The following is an 18,151-nucleotide window of genomic DNA, read 5'->3' as shown; positions in this document are numbered from 1 at the left end:
GGGGTCTGTGTCGGTGGAGGCATTCTTGGGTGGTTGCCGTGACCGGTCGCGACGAGGCCAGGCTCGCCCAGGTGCCTGGCGTGTTACGCCTGCCCGGAGACGCCACCGACTATGACGCCGTACAGGATGCCGTGACGGCGACCGTCAAGGAGTACGGCAGGCTCGACCACGTTGTCGCCAACGCCGGCTTCTCCACCCACGGCCCGCTCACCGAGACCGAGCCGGACCGGCTGCGGGACATGGTCCTCACCAACGTGCTCGGCCCCGCCCTGCTCGTGAAGGCCGCGTTGCCCGCGCTGCGCGAGACCCGCGGCCGGATCGTGCTGGTCGGCAGCGTCGCCGGGTTCATCCACTCGCCGGGCAACATGTACTCGGTGACGAAGTGGGCGGTGACCGCGCTCGCCGAGAACACCCGCATGCTCGTGACCGGTGACGGCGTAGGCGTGACGCTGATCGCGCCTGGCCGGGTGGACACCTCGTTCTGGCCGGACGGCCGCCCCGCCGGGCCGCTGCTCAGCGCGGAAAACATCGCCGACGCCATCGCCTGGGCGCTGGCCCAGCCCGAAGGCGTGGACGTGAACACGGTCGTCGTACGCCCCACCGGCCAGCCCACCTGATGCCCGCCTTCCTCCCGCTTCTCCGGCGGCAGCGCGGGCAGGCTGGCCGGGTTGAGTGACGGCGTGTTCGCCATCGCTATGCCACTGCTGGTCCTGGAGTGGCACGCGCCAGTGGTCGGGGCCGACGCGGGTTGGGGGCTATGGCAGGTGCTGGTGCTGCTTGCGCCCACGATCTGGCGGCTCAGCAGCTTCTGACGACGTGGGGCAGGTCGTCGCCGAACGACAGGTGCTCGGTGACAATGCCGAAGACGTACAGCAGAGAGCGCAGGGCGTCATCGGCAAAGACACGACGAGTGGAGACGACCTTGCGGACTTGCTCCGGTGACACGATGTTGCCGGTAGCGGCCTTGATCCAGTCAGCTATTTGCCGGTGGAGGTCGGCGTTCTGGGCATAGGTGACTTCGGGCAGTGGGTAGTCGTACGCCTCGGCATGGTGCTCATTGAGATACAGCTCCCAGCGAGTATCGCCATCGACCGCCCCCATCACATGCGCAAAGTCGCTGTCCAGTACAAAGGCCAACAGCGCGTGCCCGCGCGTCTGCGCCAAAACGGCTTCAGGATCCGCAACCGCCAGAATCTCCGTCTCGGCGACCGACCATCCTGGGGCGACTGCTTCCTCCCATCGATCCGGACCCCAGGTATCACCAGCAGGAAGGAGCTTTTCTGCGTCGCTCGATGCTTGGCATGCGAGGTAAGCGGCCCATGTGCCCACCGAATCCCCCTCATCGAAGGTACGAGTGGTCCAGACTGTCACAGAGACGCTTGAGCACGGCCTCGCCGGAGAGAGGGAATGCTTTCTTGAGCATCAAGATGAGCGGCACGGTTCGACGCGCAGTGTATGGCTCTCTCCTGGCGCTTGCCGCAGCCACCGTCGCTTCGGGCGCGGTGCTGCTGCTCTTCAACTTGGCCGTGGACAGAATTGCAGAGAAAGGAGCCAAATCGCAGGAACAGTGCGTCGCCGCGGCGAAGAAGGATAACGAAGCCTTACTGAGAGCCACCCGCGACCTCTTTCCGAGGGACAGCGTCAGCAACATATACGAGTCTGATTCGTGCGACTCCGCAGATGGTGGGTCAGTCGACCTCGACGTATTCACCGACACCAAGAAAGAAGCCCTCAAAGGCTTTTACGCGGCAGGATGGTCCGAGGTTCCTCCCGGTGATCAGGCGTGCGAGGGCTGGGGCTGCTTCGCCGGGGCCATGAAGTCCGTCGACGGGCGAGTGATGTACGTCCTTCTGACCGGCCAGGACCAGAGCAAGATCGATGCCACCCTGGTCTACTGGTGAGAACGAATCCCGCCAAAGGAGCGTCGCACTTATGTCGCTGGATTCGACGGTCGAGCGGCGCATCGCCCAGGCGCTGACGGAGAACGCCGACGTGTTGGACCTCGCAGGTCTCAGGCTGGAACGGGTTCCGGAGTCCGTGAGGGAGCTGACCGGCATCACTCAGCTGCGCTTACGCTTCAACCTGATCGTGGAAGTCCCGATTGGCTGGGAGAGCTCAGTTCCTTACGCAAGCCTGGCGGGCCTGAGTTCGCTGGAGGAGCTGGACGTCTCCGGCAACAACCTGGATGAGGTTCCGGAATGGGCGATGTACCTGGTCGAGGAGGACTAGGGAATGGCGACTCGCCAGGCGAGGACGCGGCCGTAGCGGGACTGGCCGTACACGTGCAGGCTCCCGCGCACGGTCGTCGCGGCGACGGCGCGGACCGGGCGGGCGAACGCGCCCAGGACGGCGAGGCGGCGCTGGGAGGCGGCGTCCCAGAGGGTCACCGTGCCGTCCTCGGTCCCGGTCACCAGCAGGGCTCGGTCCCCGTGCTCGGCCAGGCTCAGGCAGGTGACGGTCGAAGTGTGCGGTATCCACTCGCGGCGTTCCCAGGCGGCGGTGTCCCACAGGTGCACGTACCTGCCGCTGCCGACGGCGAGCATGTCGCGACCGGCGACGCGGCCCATGGCCAGGCCCTCACCGGTGTCGTCCACGTCGAGCACCTGGAGGTGGCGGCCGGTCAGCGGGTTCCAGAGATCCACCTGGTTGTCGCGCCGGGTGGCCAGCGCCGGCTGGTGGTCCCCGGCGCGGCCGAAGGCGCTCTCGCTCAGTGCGAACCCCCACCTGGGCAGCCTGGCCACGCACTCCTGCGTGACCGGGTCCCACACCTCGGCTCCGGCCGCGAGCAGCACGCGGCCGTCGACCTCGCCGAAGGCGAGGGCGGTGGGTGAGGAGTGGCCGCCGGTGCCGAAGGTGACCCGGCCGCTCGTGGCGTCGCCCTTCCGCGCGATCCCGCGGATCTTGCTCAGGGGCTGCCACAGCATGGTGCCGTAGGCGGCGCAGCCGCTGCTGGCGAGGTACGGCTGGCCGGCGGCGTTTCCGGCCGCGAGCCCTCGGCAGCAGTGGTCGTACGGCGAGAGGTCGCAGTCGTGGCCGCGGCCGCTCTGGCGGCAGCCCACCGAGCCGATCTTCTCTCCGCTCGCCGCGTCCACCAGGAGCACCGTGTCACTGTGCGTGCCGACGGCCAGGGCGGGCGCGCCCTGCGCCGTGGTGAACAGCGCCAGCCCCGACCCGCCGTAGCCGATCCGCCGGTGCCGGTGCGGTGTCTGCGCGTCCCAGAGCTGCACCGTCCCGTCGAGCCCGGCCGTGGCCAGGCAGAGGCCGCCCTCCAGGCTCCCGAACGCGGCTGTCGTGATCAGGCGGGTGTCGGCGTCCAGGTGGACGTCGTCCTTCCCGTCGCCCCCGTACGTGATCACGGCCTTCGCGGGCCGTTCCCATGCCCGGCCGGTGTCGGTGTGGTTCGCCACGAGCATCACGTTCCGCCTGGCGTGGGTCGTCATGGCCACCGGGCCCTGGTCTCGGTCGAACCCGCGGCCGCGGGCCCGGTCGCCGAGGTTGTCCAGTTTGAGGTAGATCGCCTCGCGGCTCTGCACGGTGTAGTCGGGTGGGTGTTCGATCCGGACCAGCACGCCGATCTCGTTCCGCGCGCCCACGAGCAGGGGCGGGGCGAACCCTTCGTTCTCCAGGTCCGGCCAGACATCGTTCAGCTCGGCGGTTCCGAACCGCTCGCCGGTGGCCGGGTCCCACACGTACAGCGTGTCGTAGCTCAGAGCGGCCAGCACCGTGCGCTCGCCCAGCGTGGCCACCGCGAGGTCGAGCATCGTTTCGTCCCACTCTGCACGCAGCTCCCGTACGAGCTCGCCGGTGACGGGGTCCAGCAGTTCGACGCGTCCGTCAGCGGTCGGGATCTCGTGGTCGTCGTACCCGATCGCCACGGCGAGCAGCATCCGCCCGCCCTCGGCCGTGACGAAGGCCAGGGCGGACGGGTGGCCCGCGACCGTCTCGCGGGCGAACCCGCGCGCTCCGGTGAGCGGGTCCCACGTACGGATGGTGCCGTCGTGATCGCCGCCGGCCAGCACCGGGCGGCCGTCCACCACGCCGAACGCCAGGGCGCGGACGCTCGCCGTGAGGCCCTCCAGGTCCGGTCCTGACTGGTCGAACGCGTCGCGCAGCCGTACCACGTGGTCGTCGCCGCCGCTGGCCACGAACGTACGGCCCCCGAACTCGCCCACCGCCACCGCCCGGACCGGTCCGTCGTGCCGGGCCGGGCACACGTGGAAGGCCGTGGGGCGCTCACCGGTCTCCCACGCCAGGGCCCATGATGCGTCCGGCCCAGCCGCGTCCAGTCCTGCCTGGGCCCATGTGTCCCGCGCTGCCGCGTCGAGGGCCGCCTGAGCCCGTGCCCGCGCTGCCGCGTCCAGTGCCGCCAGGGCCCGCGTGTCCCGCGCTGCCTCGTCCAGGGCCGCCAGGGCCTCCGGCTCCTCGGCTGCGGCGGTCGCGCGCAGGAACTCGAGCCGTTCGGGGCCGGGGAGAGCGAGAAGCCGCGGGAGCGCCCGGCGGCAAGCGCGGAGGACGGCCGGCGGCCATGGCCCGCGCAGCGCGCCCCGCAGGAGCTCCGCCTCGTGCAACGCGGTGAGATCGAGCGGCATCGGCGCTGCTCCTCCCTTGCGCTCGATCAGAACCTAGTGATCGTGATCGCTCGGGAACGGCGCGCTTCGCCAAATCGTGACCCCCCGGCGGCGAGCGGACGGATATTCTAAGATTCCTTAGAACATGAGAAGGAGTGGACATGTCCTACCCCGAGCCCCGATACCTGGCAGAGGCCGGCGAGCACAGCGGCGTCCTGCGCCCGGCCGACACCCCGCCCGACCTGTCGATGGCCAGTGGCACGCAGGTGCACTACCTCGGCACGGGCGGCTCGACGAACGGCGCGTTCGGCCTGTACCGATGGGAGATGGGCCCGCGCCCGTCCGGTCCTGGCGCGCACTTCCACCGCACGATGACCGAATCGTTCTACGTGCTGTCCGGCACCATCAGGCTCTACAACGGCGAGAAGTGGGCCGAGGGGAAGCCCGGCGACTTCCTGTACGTGCCCGAGGGCGGCGTGCACGCCTTCCGCAACGAATCGGGCGAGCCCGCCTCGATGCTGATCCTCTTCACCCCGGGCGCGCCCCGCGAGGCTTACTTCGAGGAGCTCGCCGAAATCTCCAACACCGGGCGGGAGCTCTCCCCGGAGGAGTGGACCGAGCTGTTCCTGCGTCACGACCAGTACATGGTCTGATGTCCGAGTCCCCGGAGGACCCGATCTACCAGCAGCCGGCCCGCATCGGCAAGGCTCTGGCCAGCCCGGTGCGGCTGCGCCTGCTGGACGTGCTCGCCCAGCGCGAGCACACGGTCGAGGAGCTGGCCCAGGCGGCGGGGGTGGCGCTCAAGAACACCTCCGCCCAGCTCCAGCAGTTGCGTGCCGTCCATCTGGTGACCAGCAGGAAGGAGGGCCAGCGGGTCTACTACCGGCTGGCGGACGAGCGGGTGTCGCGGTTCCTGGCGGAGTTGCGGGGGTTCGCGGAGGAGCGGCTGGCCGAGCTGCGCGACGCCGTACGGACTCGGCTCGGGCCCCTTGAGGGGGTGACCGCCGACGAGCTGGCCTCCCGCCTGGCCGACCCCGGCACGCTGGTCGTGGACGTGCGCCCGGCCGCCGACTACGCGGCCGGGCACGTGCCAGGGGCGATCTCCCTGCCCATGGCCGAGCTGCGCGAACGCCTGGACGAGCTGCCCAGGGAGATGGAGATCGTGGCGTACTGCGGGGGGCCGTACTGCGCGGTGTCCTCGGAGGCCGTACGGGTCCTGGGCGAGCACGGCTACGCCGCCCGCGCCCTCGACGGCGGCTACCTGAGCTGGCAACGGCGGTGAGGCGCGGTGAGCGGGTGGTGAGTACGCGGTGAGGCGGTGCCGCCAGGGTTGAGCCATCGCCGGATCCGCACCGAGGACCGGCCGCTGGCAAGGAGCAGCAGATGGGCGTTCTGGCAGGCAAGACGGCGCTGGTCACGGGTGGGTCGCGGGGCATCGGGCGGGCGGTGGCGCTGCGGCTGGCCGCCGAGGGCGCTCTGATCGCCGTCCACTACGCCGGCAACGATGAGGCGGCCAAGGAGACCGTGACGCGGATCGAGGAGGCGGGCGGTCAGGCGTTCACCGTCCGCGCCCGGTTCGGCGAGACGGGCGCGGTGGACGAGCTGTTCGAGGGGCTGACCGCCGGCCTGACGGGACGGGGGCTGGACGTCCTGGTCAACAACGCGGGCATCGGCCCGGCCAAGCCGATCGCTCAGACCACCCCGGAGGAGCTGGACAGGGTGCTGGCGATCAACGTCAGCGCGCCGTTCTTCGTGATCCAGCGCGCGCTGCCGCTGCTGAACGACGGCGGCCGCATCATCAACATGGGCTCGACGGCCAGCCGCTTCGCGGTCACCACGCAGATCGGCTACACCATCAGCAAGGTGGCGCTCGCGTCGATGGCCCCTACCCTGGCCAACGAGCTCGGCAGGCGCGGCATCACGGTGAACACGGTCGCGCCCGGCGCGGTGCGGACCGACATGACCGCCGGCTACACCTCGATCCCCGAGGTGGTGGCCGGGCTGGAGGCGATCACGGCGCTCGGGCGGCTCGGCGAGCCGGAGGACGTCGCCGACGTCGTCGGCTTCCTGGCGGGGCCGCAGGGCCGGTGGGTGACCGGCCAGACCATCGACGTGTCCGGCGGCACGTACCTCGGCCCCCTCGCCTGACCTGGTGTTTCACCACCAGCGTGATCTACGACCGCGGCGGCACCGGCTGCCGCGCACCGCCGCCGAGGCCGCCGGCGAGCTGTACGACCTGCTGCGGGTCGCCGGCGTGACGGGCCCGTACGTGCCCTGGGCGGGCTGCGCGCGGGCCCTGCTCAACGGCATGTTCGCGACCTGGTCGAGAAGGTCTGAACCGTCACTGCGCCTCGTGCGGCAGCTCCTCGGGACGCCCGTGTAATCGCCCGAGAAGCACGGGGGCACGACGGAGGTCCGCCCGCATCAGGCGGTGGCGGCGGCGGGCGCCGCACACGTACCCCCAGGCGCAGCCCACGAGCGCCACGGCGGTGAACGCCGCCAGCCGGAGCAGGTCGTCGGTTCCGAAGGCCAATTGGCCTTCGGGATGCGCCAGAAAGCCCGTTGCGAAACACCATGACATCACGCCCGTCGCCAGCGCGGCGAAATAGCGCCGCACCCAGGCGCCGAACACGCCGACCGCCACCGCCATGATGATGGTGCGTGCCGTGGTCTCGGAGAAGGCCAGCCCGGCGACGACGCAAGCGCCGACCGCCCACACGAACCCGGCCGGAAGCAGCATCTCCACAGGACGCCCGCGCATCGACCATCCTTTCTGTGGGAGCAATTTCATGAAACCCGCCCGGGCCCGCGGGGGCGATATCTTCCACGGCATTACTTCCCACTCGCCACAGCCGCGCGGCGGCGGCCGATCAGGCCACGCGCTCCGCGGGCCTCGTCACCGTGCCCGCCGGGTCGATGACGACGCCGATGACGTCGAGCTCGGCGATCATGGAGCGCAGCGCCGCGACCGTGAGCAGCACCGACGGCTGGCCCGCCCCGAGGGCGTCGGCCAGCTTGAGCGCCGAGGTGAACGCGACCGCCGTCCGCTTGCCCGAGGCCGTGCGGAACAACCGCAGCGCCGACGCGCACGTGCCCACCCTGACGGGGACGAACAATCGGGGCTCTGACATCTGCTTCCTTCCAGCGGGGGAGCCGTACACAGCCGACGCTAGAGCCGCCACCGGCGACTTTCCCTGATCACTACGCATTCCCGACGCACGCCTGACGCCCCGTTGACGCTCCCCGCCAGGGCGCCGAATCACGGTTTGAAGCGGTAGCCCATTCCGGGCTCGGTGATCAGATGGGCGGGGTGGGCCGGGTCGCGTTCGAGCTTGCGGCGCAGCTGGGCCATGTACTGGCGCAGGTAGTGCGTCTCCTTGACGAACTTGGCGCCCCACACCTCGGTGAGGATGTGCCGCTGGCTGATCAGCTTGCCGGGATGGCGCAGCAGCATCTCCAGGATCTGCCACTCGGTCGGGGTCAGGCGTACGTCGCCGGTGACGGTCTTGCCGGCCAGGTCCACCAGGTGGTCCCCGAGCTGGATGCGGGCCAGTTCCGCCTCCTGGATGGCCGTGCGCCGGGTGACGGCGCGCACCCTGGCCAGCAGCTCGTCGATGCCGAAGGGCTTGGTGACGTAGTCGTCGGCGCCCGCGTCCAGAGCCTCGATCTTGTCCTGGTTGCCGGCCCGCCCGGACAGCACGATGATCGGGATCTGGGTCCAGCCTCGCAGGCCGTGGATGACGTCCACGCCGTCGAGGTCGGGCAGTCCCAGGTCGAGGATGACCAGGTCCGGCGGCAGGTCCACGGCCGCGCGCAGGGCGGCGGCGCCGTCGGCGGCGACGTCCACGTCGTAGTGGCGGGCGACGAGGTTGATGCGCAGCGCGCGCAGGATCTGGGGCTCGTCGTCGACGACGAGGACGCGGGTCATGCCGGCACCGCGCTTGACGAGACGGGCATGGTCAGGATCATGGTGAGGCCTCCCCCTGGTGTCTCCTCCGGTACGAGGGTGCCGCCCATCGCCTCGGTCAGCCCGCGGGAGAGCGCCAGCCCGAGACCGACGCCCGAGTGGTTGTCGCGGTCGCCGAGCCGCTGGAACGGCTGGAAGACGCGCTCGTGCGCCTCGGGCGGGATGCCGGGGCCACGGTCGATGACGCGGATCTCGACGTGCTCCCCGTGCCGGCTGGCGGTGACCAGCACCGGCTCGGCCGGCGGGCTGTAGCGGACCGCGTTCGACATGAGGTTGACCAGGACGCGTTCCAGCAGAGCGGGGTCGGCGACGATCTCCGGCAGCTCGATGGAGACGTCCCCCTCGATGCGGTCGCGCACCGGGCCGAGGTCGTCGACCGCGCGGGGGATGACCTCTTCGAGCGCGACGGGTTCCGGGGTCAGGCCGAGCACGCCGGCCTGCAGGCGGCTCATGTCCAGGAGGTTCGCCACCAGGCCGCCCAGCTTGTCCAGCGACTCCTTCGCGGTGTCCACCAGCTCGGCGCGGTCGTGGTCGCTCCAGTCCACGTCGGTGTTGCCGAGGCTCTCCACCGCCGCCTTGGCCGAGGCGAGCGGCGTACGCAGGTCATGGCTGACGGCGGCGAGCAGCGCCGTGCGCATCCTGTCGGCCTCGGCCAGCGGGCGGGCCCGCTCCGCCGCCTCCTGCAGCCGCTCCTGCCGCAGCGCGACGGCGACCTCCGCGGCGAACGACTCCAGCACCGTACGGTCGGCGGCGTCCATCGGCCCGCCCCTGGCGGCGAGGATCATGTCGTCGTCGATGACCACGTCGGTGTCGGACTGCCCCGGGCAGGTGGACGGGGCGCCGCCTGAGGTGGCCACGATCCGCCAGGCGTCCGGGTCCGACCGGTGGTCGGGGGTGCGGCCGGTGTCCGGCCGGCGTTCCAGCAGGGTCACCGAGGTGAAGCCGAACGTCTCGCGCATGCGCTCCATCAGGGACGGCACTGCGGCCTCGCCGCGCAGCACGTGCCCGGCCAGCGTGGACAGCAGCTCGGCGTCCGCGCTGGCGCGGGCGGCCTGCCTGGTACGGCGGGCGGCGACGTCCACGATCGAGCTGACCGCCGCCGCGACCAGCACGAACACGACCAGCGCGAACAGGTTCTCCGGATCGTTGATGGTGAACTCGCCGATCGGCGGCGTGAAGTACCAGTTGAGCAGCAGCGACCCCCCGACGGCCGCGGTGATGGCCGGCCACATGCCACCGGCCAGCGCGACCCCGACGGTCAGGCAGAGGAAGAACAGGATCTCGCTGGGCAGCGACAGCACGTCCCTGAACGGCGAGAGCAGGGCGGTGAGCAGCGGCATCCCGGCCACCGCCAGCGCCCAGCCGGTCAGGCGGCGCTTCCTGGTGAGCGCGGCCCGCGAGCGGGCGGGCCGGCGGCGGCCCTTCCTGACCTCGTCGTGAGTGATCATGTGGACGTCGATGGAGCCCGACCGCGCCGTGGTCTCCACGCCGACGCCCCGGGAGAAGATCTGCGCGAACCGGCCTCTCCTCGACGCCCCGAGGACCAGCTGCGTGGCGTTGACGCCGCGGGCGAAGTCGAGCAGCGCCTGCGGGATGTCGTCGCCGACGACCTGGTGGTAGGTGCCACCCATGCTCTCGACCAGCGTCCGCTGGCGGGCCAGGCCGGCCGGATCGGCCCCGGTCAGCCCGTCGGCGCTGGTCACGTGGACGGCCAGCAGGTCGGCGCCCTTGGTGCGGGCGGCGATGCGGGCCGCGCGGCGTACCAGCGTGTCGCCCTCGGGGCCGCCGGTCAGGGCCACCACGACCCGCTCGCGGGCCTCCCAGATGGTGGCGATGCCGTGCTCGGCTCGGTAGCGGTCGAGCTGGTCGTCGACCTTCCCGGCGACCCACAGCAGGGCCAGCTCGCGCAGGGCGGTCAGGTTGCCGACGCGGAAGTAGTTCGACAGCGCGGCGTCGACCTTGGCGGGGGCGTAGACGTTGCCGTGGGCCAGGCGGCGGCGCAGCGCCTCCGGTGACATGTCGATCAGCTCGACCTGGTCGGCGCGGCGCACCACCTCGTCGGGGACGGTCTCGCGCTGCGGGACGCCGGTGATCTCCTGGACGACGTCGTTGACGGACTCCAGGTGCTGGATGTTCACCGTCGAGATGACGTCGATCCCGGCGTCCAGGATGTCGTCGATGTCCTGCCAGCGCTTGACGTTCCTGGAGCCGGGCACGTTGGTGTGGGCCAGCTCGTCGATCAGCGCCACCTTGGGGCCGCGGGCGATCACCTCCTCGGCGTCGAGCTCGGTGAACGTCGCGCCCCGGTGCGTCATCGTCCGGCGCGGGATCACCTCCATGCCCTGCAGCAGGGCCGCGGTCCGGGCGCGGCCGTGGGTCTCGACGAAGCCCACGACCACGTCCCGGCCGCGCTCCATGCCGCGGCGGCCCTCGCTGAGCATCGCGTACGTCTTGCCGACCCCGGGCGCCGCCCCGAGGTAGACCCGTAGCCGCCCCCTCATGTCACCCCCTGTCCAGCGCCAGGTTGAGCTGGAGCACGTTGACGGCGGGTTCGCCCATGAAGCCGAGCGCCCGGCCGGTCGTGTTCCCGTCGATGAGCGCCTTGACAGTGTCGAGGGGCAGGCCGCGTTCCCTGGCCACGCGGGGCGCCTGGAGCTCGGCGTAGGCGACGGAGATGTGCGGGTCGAGGCCGGAGCCGCTCGCGGTCACGGCGTCCGCGGGCACCGGCACCCGGCTCACCTCGCCGCGCACGGGCACGGTCCGGCCGGCGGCGTAGTCCTCGCCGGGCTTGGCGCACTCCACCTTCAGCCCCTCATAGGTGGCGACGAAGGGGGCGGCCGGGCAGGCCTGGTTGACGCTGACGGCCCGGTCGGGGAAGACCTTCAGCACCGCGCCAACCCCGTCCGCGGTGCAGTACGGGCGGGCGCCGCTGACGCCCTCCAGCTCGCCGACCGCCTTGGACCGCTCGCACACCCGGGTCAGCAGCGACTGCCTGCCCTCGGCGCCCGGCACCGGCAGCACGTCGACGACGTCCTCGGGGCCGAGGTTGCTCGCGCCGGTCGAGGTCGGGTCGTAGCCGTCGCCGGCGGCCGACGGGCGGGACTGGAAGTACTTCTTCGCCGGGTTGCCGCCGGCGTCGGTGAAGGACTGGCCGATGGTCGCGCTGCCCACGTCCTTGCCGTCCTTTTCGAGCATCGAGCCGTTGGCGTTGCCGTTGAACAGCACCTGCGCGATCCCGGTGGTGGCCAGCGGATAGATCAGGCCGAGCAGCACGGTCAGGACGGCCACGGCCCTGATCGCGGCCAGATGCCGGCGTAGCCAGCTGGGTAGACGGTCCATTACGACATCCCCGGAAGAAACTGGATGAACAAGTCGATGATCTTGATGCCGGCGAACGGCGCGACGATGCCGCCCAGGCCGTAGACGTAGAGGTTGCGCGAGAGGAGCTTTGAGGCGCTGGCGGGCCGGTAGCGGACGCCGCGCAGCGCCAGCGGGATCAGCGCGATGATGACCAGGGCGTTGAACACGACCGCGGCCAGGATCGCCGACTGCGGGCTGGCCAGGCGCATGACGTTCAGGGTGTCCAGGCCCGGGTAGACGGCCGCGAACATGGCCGGGATGATCGCGAAGTACTTCGCGATGTCGTTGGCGATGGAGAACGTGGTCAGCGCGCCGCGGGTGATGAGCAGCTGCTTGCCGATCTCGACGATCTCGATCAGCTTGGTCGGGTTGGAGTCGAGGTCCACCATGTTCCCGGCCTCCTTGGCGGCCGAGGTGCCGGTGTTCATCGCCACGCCGACGTCCGACTGGGCCAGGGCGGGGGCGTCGTTGGTGCCGTCGCCGGTCATCGCGACCAGGCGGCCGCCCTGCTGCTCCTTCCTGATCAGGGCGAGCTTGTCCTCGGGGGTGGCCTCGGCCAGGAAGTCGTCCACGCCGGCCTCGTCCGCGATGGCCTTGGCGGTCAGCGGGTTGTCGCCGGTGATCATGACGGTGCGGATGCCCATGCGGCGCATCTCGTCGAAGCGTTCGCGCATGCCCTGCTTGACCACGTCCTTGAGGTGGATGACCCCGAGCACGCGGCCCTTCTCCGCGACGACCAGCGGGGTGCCGCCGGAGCCGGAGATGCCGTCCACGATGTGCCCGACCTCGTCGGTGGGGTGGCCGCCCCGGTCGCGGACCCACTTCATCACCGCGGTCGCCGCGCCCTTGCGGACCTGCCGCTCGCCCAGGTTGACCCCGGACATGCGGGTCTGGGCGGTGAACTGCACCCACTCGGCGCCGTGGATCTCCCGCTCGCGCAGGCCGTAGCGCTGCTTGGCGAAGACCACGATCGAGCGGCCCTCGGGGGTCTCGTCGGCCAGGCTGGACAGCTGCGCGGCCTCCGCGAGCTCGGCCTCGCTGACGCCGTTCACGGGGACGAACTCCGACGCCTGCCGGTTGCCCAGCGTGATCGTGCCGGTCTTGTCCAGCAGCAGCGTGGACACGTCGCCGGCGGCCTCGACCGCGCGCCCGCTCATCGCCAGCACGTTGCGCTGGACCAGGCGGTCCATGCCCGCGATGCCGATGGCCGACAGCAGCGCGCCGATCGTGGTCGGGATCAGGCACACCAGCAGGGAGACCAGCACCACGCCGGTGACGCCGTCGGCGTTCAGCGCGAGCGAGTCCGGCACGCCCGGGTTGGTGAGCTTGGAGTAGATGGCCAGCGGCTGCATGGTGACGGTGGCCACCAGGAAGATGATCGTCAGCGCGGCGAGCAGGATATTGAGGGCGATCTCGTTCGGCGTCTTCTGCCGGTTGGCGCCCTCGACCAGGGCGATCATGCGGTCGATGAAGCTCTCGCCGGGCTTCTGGGTGATCTGCACGATGATCCTGTCGGACAGCACCTTGGTGCCGCCGGTGACCGCCGAGCGGTCGCCGCCGGACTCGCGGATCACCGGGGCGGACTCGCCGGTGATGGCCGACTCGTCCACCGACGCGATGCCCTCGACCACGTCGCCGTCGCCGGGGATGGTCTCCCCGGCCTCGACGATCACGAAGTCGCCCTGCCGCAGCTCGGGCGCGCCGACCACGTCCCAGTCCGTGGCGGTGCGGCCCCTGAGGCGGCGGGCCCGGGTGTCGGTCTTGGCCTTGCGCAGCGTGGCGGCTTGGGCCTTGCCGCGCCCTTCGGCGACGGCCTCGGCCAGGTTGGCGAAGACGGCGGTCAGCCAGAGCCAGACCACGATGGCCCAGGCGAAGAACGAGGGGTCGAGGACCGCCAGCACGGTGGTGAACGCCGCGCCGATCTCGACGATGAACATCACGGGGTTACGCCACAGCGTGGCCGGGTTGAGCTTCTTCAACGCGTCCGGCAGCGACGTCAGCAGCTGTTTCGGATCGAGCAGACCGCCGCCCACGCGGCCGTTCCGCTCCGCTGCCTTGAGCGCGGGGGATGACATGTCAGGACAGTCCTTCTGCGATGGGGCCGAGCGCGAGCGCCGGGAGGAAGGTGAGGGCGACCAGGATGATCGTCACGCCGACGACCAGGCCGACGAACTGCGGCCGGTGCGTCGGCAGCGTGCCGGGGCTCTCGGGGACCGGCGCCTGCGCGGCCAGCGAACCGGCCAGCGCCAGCACCAGGATGATCGGCAGGAACCGGCCGAAGGCCATGCACAGGCCGAGCGCCACGTCGTACCAGGGCGTGTTGACGGTGATCCCGGCGAAGGCGGACCCGTTGTTGTTGGAGGCGCTGGTGAACGCGTAGAGCACCTCGGACAGGCCGTGCGGGCCGGAGTTCAGCATGCTCGCCCGCCGCTCGGCCGAGCCCATCGCGAACGCGGTGCCGACCAGCACCAGCACCGGCGTGACCAGGAAGTACAGCGAGGCCAGCTTGATCTCGCGCGAGCCGATCTTCTTGCCCAGGTATTCGGGGGTGCGGCCGACCATCAGGCCCGCCACGAACACCGTGATCACGGCCAGGATCAGCATGCCGTACAGGCCGGACCCGACCCCGCCGGGCGCGACCTCGCCCAGCATCATGTTGAACAGCGTCATCATGCCGCCGAACGGCGTGTAGGAGTCGTGGAACGAGTTGACCGCGCCCGTGCTGGTCAGCGTGGTGGCGGCGGCGAAGGTGGCGGAGTTCGATACGCCGAAGCGGACCTCCTTGCCCTCCATGGCCGCCCCGACGGCCTGCGGCACGGTCGCGTGCCCGCCCAGCTCGAAGACGTTGGTGAGCAGCACGCCGGCCAGCGCGATCACGCCCATCGCGGCGAGGATCGCGTACCCCTGCCGGACCTGCCCGGCCAGCTTGCCGAAGGTGCGCGTCAGCGTGAACGGGATCACCAGGATCAGGAAGATCTCCAGCCAGTTCGTCCAGGTGGTGGCGTTCTCGAAGGGGTGGGCGGAGTTGGCGTTGTAGAAGCCGCCGCCGTTGGTGCCCAGTTCCTTGATGACCTCCTGCGAGGCCACCGGGCCCCCGGTGATCGACTGGGTGTGGCCGGTCAGCGTGGTGACCTCGTGCGGGCCGGCGAAGTTCTGGACCAGCCCGCCGGCCACCAGGACGAGGGCGCCGACGAAGGCGATCGGCAGCAGGATCCGCACCGAGCCGCGCACCAGGTCCACCCAGAAGTTGCCGATGGTGTCGGAGCTGCGGCGGGCGAACCCGCGCACCAGGGCGATGGCCACGGCCATGCCGACCGACGCCGACACGAAGTTCTGCACCGCCAGCGCGGCCATCTGGGTCAGGTGGCCCATCGTGGACTCGCCGGAATAGGCCTGCCAGTTGGTGTTGGTGATGAAGCTGATCGCGGTGTTCCAGGCGATGTGGTCGGTGACCGGCTTCATCCCGACGCTGAGCGGCAGCTTGTCCTGCAGCCGCTGCACGCCGTACACGAACAGGACCGAGATCAGTGAGAACGCCAGCAGGCTGCGGGCGTAGACGCCCCAGCTCTGCTCGGCGTCCGCGCGCACCCCGAGCAGCCGGTAGATCGCGCGCTCGGCGGCGTTGTGCCTGACGCTCGTGTAGACCCGGTACATGTAGTCGCCGAACGGCCGGTACACCAGGGCCAGGGCGGCGATCAGGGAGACGATGAAGATCATCCCTGCGACGGTCGTGCTCATCAGAAGCGCTCCGGGAACAGCAGGGCCACGACCATGAAGATCACCAGCCCCGCGACCACGACCAGGCCGGCGGCGTTGACAGCGCTCACAGGCGCTCCACCGCCTTGACCACGAGCCCGAAGATCACGAAGATCGCGATCGTCAGGGCGACGAAGATGACGTCGGCCATCCCCACTCCTCAGCACGTTTCCCGCCGCCCGGGATGAGCGGCTCTTGAGCAAGGAAAACCCGGAAATAAGCCCGTTTTGTCGTTCTTGACGGGTTTCATACGGCGAGGGAAGGATTCTTGACGGGATCCGTACACGGCCCCGCGGACAGCGCGGTCTCGTACTGTTTACGCACGGTGCGCCAGGAAGTCTGGTCGGCATGAACGACGGCTAGGCGAGGAGACGCGGTGCACAGCGTGCAGGTGGTGCTGTTCCTGGTGGCGCTGGCCACGGTGGTGGCCACGTTCGCCGATCAGACCCTGGTGCAGGCCGCGAGCCTGTTCAACGACGCCACGAGCCTCGTCCTGTTCCGGATCGCGATCGCCGCAGCGCTGGCCGGCGCCTGGCGGACCTGGAGGCCGCCGCCCCGCGCTCAGCCCACGTGGACGCGCGGCCGCAGCTCCCGGTCCGGCTCGGCCTGGCGCAGCACCTCCCTGGTCACCGGCGGCACGTCACCGCCGCCGAAGACCAGGTACCGCAGCATCGCCACGACCGGATTGCCCTCGGTCCAGTGGAAGTAGATGTGCGGCACGGAACCGGTCCGGTCGCGCAGATGCAGCAGCAGCGCGGCCAGCGCGTTCGGCACCGCGGAGGTCTCGACCGACAGGATCTTGTGGCCGTACCGCTCCTCGCCCTTGACGTGCAGCTCCGACTCGAACTCCGAGGCGTCCGGCACCGTCGCCTCCACGAACAGGACGGGCTCCGCGGGACGCAGCCGGTGGGTGATCCACGCCTCGCGCAGCTTGTCGTTGTACTCGGTCTGGTCCCGCTGGTGCGGCTCGTTGGCGATCACGTGGATCTCGCCGCACGCCGCCTCGTTGACGAACTGCTCGGCCAGCGGGTCCAGGTGCACCGCCGTGACCCGCAGCTCGGTGGAGCGGGTGGCGCGGGAGATCAACGAGAGGCCGACGATGCTCGCGACGAAGAACGAGGCGATCTTGACGCCGTCGGGTCGCTCGATGATGTTGTCGATCAGCGTGTACGCCAGCACGAACGAGATGAGCGCGAACCCGACCATGGCCTTGTGCTGGCCCTGCTTCCCGGCCGACAGCGTCACCGCGACCGCGGCGGAGAGCATGAGCACGAGCACGCCGGTGGCGTACGCGCCGCCCTGGGCGTCCACGTCGGCGTCGAAGATGATCGTGATGGCGAACGCGATGACCGAGAACACCAGCACCAGCGGCCGGATCGCGCCCGTCCACTCCGGCGCCATGCCATAGCGCGGAAGGTAGCGCGGCACCAGGTTGATCAGCCCGGCCATCGCCGAGGCCCCGGCGAACCACAGGATCGCGATCGTGGAGACGTCGTACACGGTGCCGAACCAGGTGCCCAGGTATTCGTGCGCCAGGTAGGCCAGCGCCCGGCCGTTCGCCTTGCCGCCGCCCTCGAACTCACGGTGCGGGATGAGCACGGTGGTGACGAAGCTGGAGAAGATCAGGAAGACGCTCATGATCAGCGCGGCGGTGGTGAGCATCCGCCTGGTGCCCTTGATCCGCTCCTGGATCTCGCCCTTGACCACCGGCATCACCGCGACACCGGTCTCGAACCCGGACAGGCCCAGCGCCAGCTTCGGCATGACCACCAGAGACAGGCCGATCATGGCCAGCGGGCTGGAGAAGTCCAGGCTCAGCGCGCGTTTCCAGTCGACGACCACCTGAGGGGCCTCCAGCACATGCACGAGGGCCGTCGCGACCACGACCGCGTTCAGTGCCAGGTAGACGAAGACGAGCACCACGGCGATGCCGATCGCCTCGGTGAAGCCCATCAGGAACACGCCGCCGAGCAGCGCGAGCAGCACGAGCGTCACGATGACCCGCTCTCCGGCCAGGAAGTCCGGCACGAACGGGTTCTCCAGGATGTGGGCGGTCGCGTCCGCCGCCGACAGCGTCATCGTGATCACGAAGTCGGTGGCCGCGAAGCCGAGCAGGGCCAGCACGAACAGCTTGCCCCACCACTGCGGCGCCAGCTTCTCCAGCATCGCGATCGAGCCCTGCCCGTACGGGCTCTCGACCGCGACCCTGCGGTAGACCGGCAGCGCGCCCAGCAACGTGAGCGCCACCAGGAACAACGTGGCCAGCGGCGAGAGCAGCCCGGCCGCCAGCGCCGCGATGCCCGGCTGGTAGCCCAGCGTGGAGAAGTAGTCCACGCCGGTCAGGCACATCACCCGCCACCACGGGTGCTTCACATGGGGGCCGTGCTGGATCTGCTTGCGGTCGGTCTGCAGCCCCTCCAGCAGCCAGGAGCGCAGCGTCCCTTCCGTGGGGGCCGGCTTTTTCGCCAGCACCATAACGGTCACCCCTCCGTAATGGCCG

19 protein-coding genes are annotated in these 18,151 nt (G+C 70.4%); 8 read left to right on the top strand and 11 right to left on the bottom strand.

The features are described from left to right. Window positions 1-38: 38 nt before the first annotated feature. Window positions 39-617: an SDR family oxidoreductase gene (locus HD596_RS15280; protein WP_313044128.1), complete on the top strand. Its 579-nt coding sequence runs from the start codon at window positions 39-41 to the stop codon at window positions 615-617. A gap of 51 nt (window positions 618-668) precedes the next feature. Then, window positions 669-812 carry a TMEM175 family protein gene (locus HD596_RS65630; RefSeq protein ID WP_221519335.1) on the top strand — a complete coding sequence of 48 codons (144 nt, stop codon included), beginning with the start codon at window positions 669-671 and terminating at the stop codon, window positions 810-812. Here HD596_RS65630 and HD596_RS15270 read toward each other — a convergent pair. Then, on the bottom strand, window positions 799-1,329 hold the full coding sequence (locus HD596_RS15270; RefSeq protein WP_185069882.1) for a hypothetical protein: 531 nt from the start codon (window positions 1,327-1,329) through the stop codon (window positions 799-801). The two genes, HD596_RS65630 and HD596_RS15270, sit on opposite strands and share 14 nt — an antisense overlap. Before the next feature lie 86 nt (window positions 1,330-1,415). On the opposite strand from HD596_RS15270, the gene HD596_RS15265 reads away from it, so the two are divergent. Then, window positions 1,416-1,901 (top strand): hypothetical protein, encoded by a 486-nt coding sequence (locus HD596_RS15265; RefSeq protein ID WP_185069881.1) that lies wholly within the window; start codon window positions 1,416-1,418, stop codon window positions 1,899-1,901. Between the two features lie 31 nt (window positions 1,902-1,932). After that, window positions 1,933-2,229 (top strand): leucine-rich repeat domain-containing protein, encoded by a 297-nt coding sequence (locus HD596_RS15260; protein ID WP_185069880.1) that lies wholly within the window; start codon window positions 1,933-1,935, stop codon window positions 2,227-2,229. Here HD596_RS15260 and HD596_RS63750 read toward each other — a convergent pair. Further along, entirely contained in the window at window positions 2,226-4,589 is a 2,364-nt protein-coding gene (locus HD596_RS63750) for a WD40 repeat domain-containing protein (RefSeq protein WP_185069879.1), read from the bottom strand. The genes HD596_RS15260 and HD596_RS63750 overlap by 4 nt on opposite strands. Window positions 4,590-4,729: 140 nt before the next feature. Between HD596_RS63750 and HD596_RS15250 the strand changes: the two genes are divergently transcribed. From HD596_RS15250 to HD596_RS15235, 4 genes are all read left to right on the top strand, one after another. After that, window positions 4,730-5,221: a cupin domain-containing protein gene (locus HD596_RS15250; RefSeq protein WP_185069878.1), complete on the top strand. Its 492-nt coding sequence runs from the start codon at window positions 4,730-4,732 to the stop codon at window positions 5,219-5,221. Continuing rightward, the gene (locus HD596_RS15245; RefSeq protein ID WP_185069877.1) at window positions 5,221-5,850 is read left to right on the top strand and encodes an ArsR/SmtB family transcription factor; all 630 of its coding nucleotides are present in this window, start codon (window positions 5,221-5,223) and stop codon (window positions 5,848-5,850) included. Before HD596_RS15250 ends, HD596_RS15245 begins: the two co-directional genes overlap by 1 nt. 101 nt (window positions 5,851-5,951) lie before the next feature. Next, the gene (locus tag HD596_RS15240; protein WP_185069876.1) at window positions 5,952-6,716 is read left to right on the top strand and encodes an SDR family NAD(P)-dependent oxidoreductase; all 765 of its coding nucleotides are present in this window, start codon (window positions 5,952-5,954) and stop codon (window positions 6,714-6,716) included. A gap of 4 nt (window positions 6,717-6,720) precedes the next feature. Beyond that, on the top strand, window positions 6,721-6,951 hold the full coding sequence (locus HD596_RS15235; RefSeq protein WP_185069875.1) for a hypothetical protein: 231 nt from the start codon (window positions 6,721-6,723) through the stop codon (window positions 6,949-6,951). Here HD596_RS15235 and HD596_RS15230 read toward each other — a convergent pair. The 9 genes from HD596_RS15230 to HD596_RS15185 form a co-directional block, all read right to left on the bottom strand. Then, window positions 6,910-7,329 (bottom strand): hypothetical protein, encoded by a 420-nt coding sequence (locus HD596_RS15230; protein ID WP_185069874.1) that lies wholly within the window; start codon window positions 7,327-7,329, stop codon window positions 6,910-6,912. The genes HD596_RS15235 and HD596_RS15230 overlap by 42 nt on opposite strands. A gap of 109 nt (window positions 7,330-7,438) precedes the next feature. Then, the gene (locus HD596_RS15225; RefSeq protein ID WP_185069873.1) at window positions 7,439-7,699 is read right to left on the bottom strand and encodes an SAV_915 family protein; all 261 of its coding nucleotides are present in this window, start codon (window positions 7,697-7,699) and stop codon (window positions 7,439-7,441) included. Window positions 7,700-7,827: 128 nt separating this feature from the next. Continuing rightward, window positions 7,828-8,496 (bottom strand): response regulator, encoded by a 669-nt coding sequence (locus tag HD596_RS15220; RefSeq protein WP_185069872.1) that lies wholly within the window; start codon window positions 8,494-8,496, stop codon window positions 7,828-7,830. Next, the gene (locus tag HD596_RS15215) at window positions 8,493-11,036 is read right to left on the bottom strand and encodes a DUF4118 domain-containing protein (protein ID WP_185069871.1); all 2,544 of its coding nucleotides are present in this window, start codon (window positions 11,034-11,036) and stop codon (window positions 8,493-8,495) included. The genes HD596_RS15220 and HD596_RS15215 overlap by 4 nt, the downstream gene beginning before the upstream one ends. 1 nt (window position 11,037) lies before the next feature. Beyond that, complete coding sequence (locus HD596_RS15210; RefSeq protein ID WP_185069870.1) at window positions 11,038-11,874, bottom strand: potassium-transporting ATPase subunit C; 837 nt, start codon at window positions 11,872-11,874, stop codon at window positions 11,038-11,040. Further along, window positions 11,874-13,970 carry a potassium-transporting ATPase subunit KdpB gene (gene kdpB, locus HD596_RS15205; RefSeq protein ID WP_185069869.1) on the bottom strand — a complete coding sequence of 699 codons (2,097 nt, stop codon included), beginning with the start codon at window positions 13,968-13,970 and terminating at the stop codon, window positions 11,874-11,876. Before kdpB ends, HD596_RS15210 begins: the two co-directional genes overlap by 1 nt. A 1-nt stretch (window position 13,971) precedes the next feature. Beyond that, window positions 13,972-15,633: a potassium-transporting ATPase subunit KdpA gene (gene kdpA / locus HD596_RS15200; RefSeq protein WP_185069868.1), complete on the bottom strand. Its 1,662-nt coding sequence runs from the start codon at window positions 15,631-15,633 to the stop codon at window positions 13,972-13,974. After that, entirely contained in the window at window positions 15,633-15,722 is a 90-nt protein-coding gene (gene kdpF, locus HD596_RS15195) for a K(+)-transporting ATPase subunit F (protein WP_185069867.1), read from the bottom strand. The genes kdpA and kdpF overlap by 1 nt, the downstream gene beginning before the upstream one ends. Window positions 15,723-16,212: 490 nt before the next feature. Then, window positions 16,213-18,126, bottom strand: a complete 1,914-nt coding sequence (locus HD596_RS15185) for an APC family permease (RefSeq protein WP_185069866.1) — start codon at window positions 18,124-18,126, stop codon at window positions 16,213-16,215. Window positions 18,127-18,151 lie beyond the last annotated feature (25 nt).

This window comes from Nonomuraea jabiensis, assembly GCF_014204795.1.
Classification (GTDB): domain Bacteria; phylum Actinomycetota; class Actinomycetes; order Streptosporangiales; family Streptosporangiaceae; genus Nonomuraea; species Nonomuraea jabiensis.
This window is presented reverse-complemented; position numbering and strand designations above follow the sequence as displayed.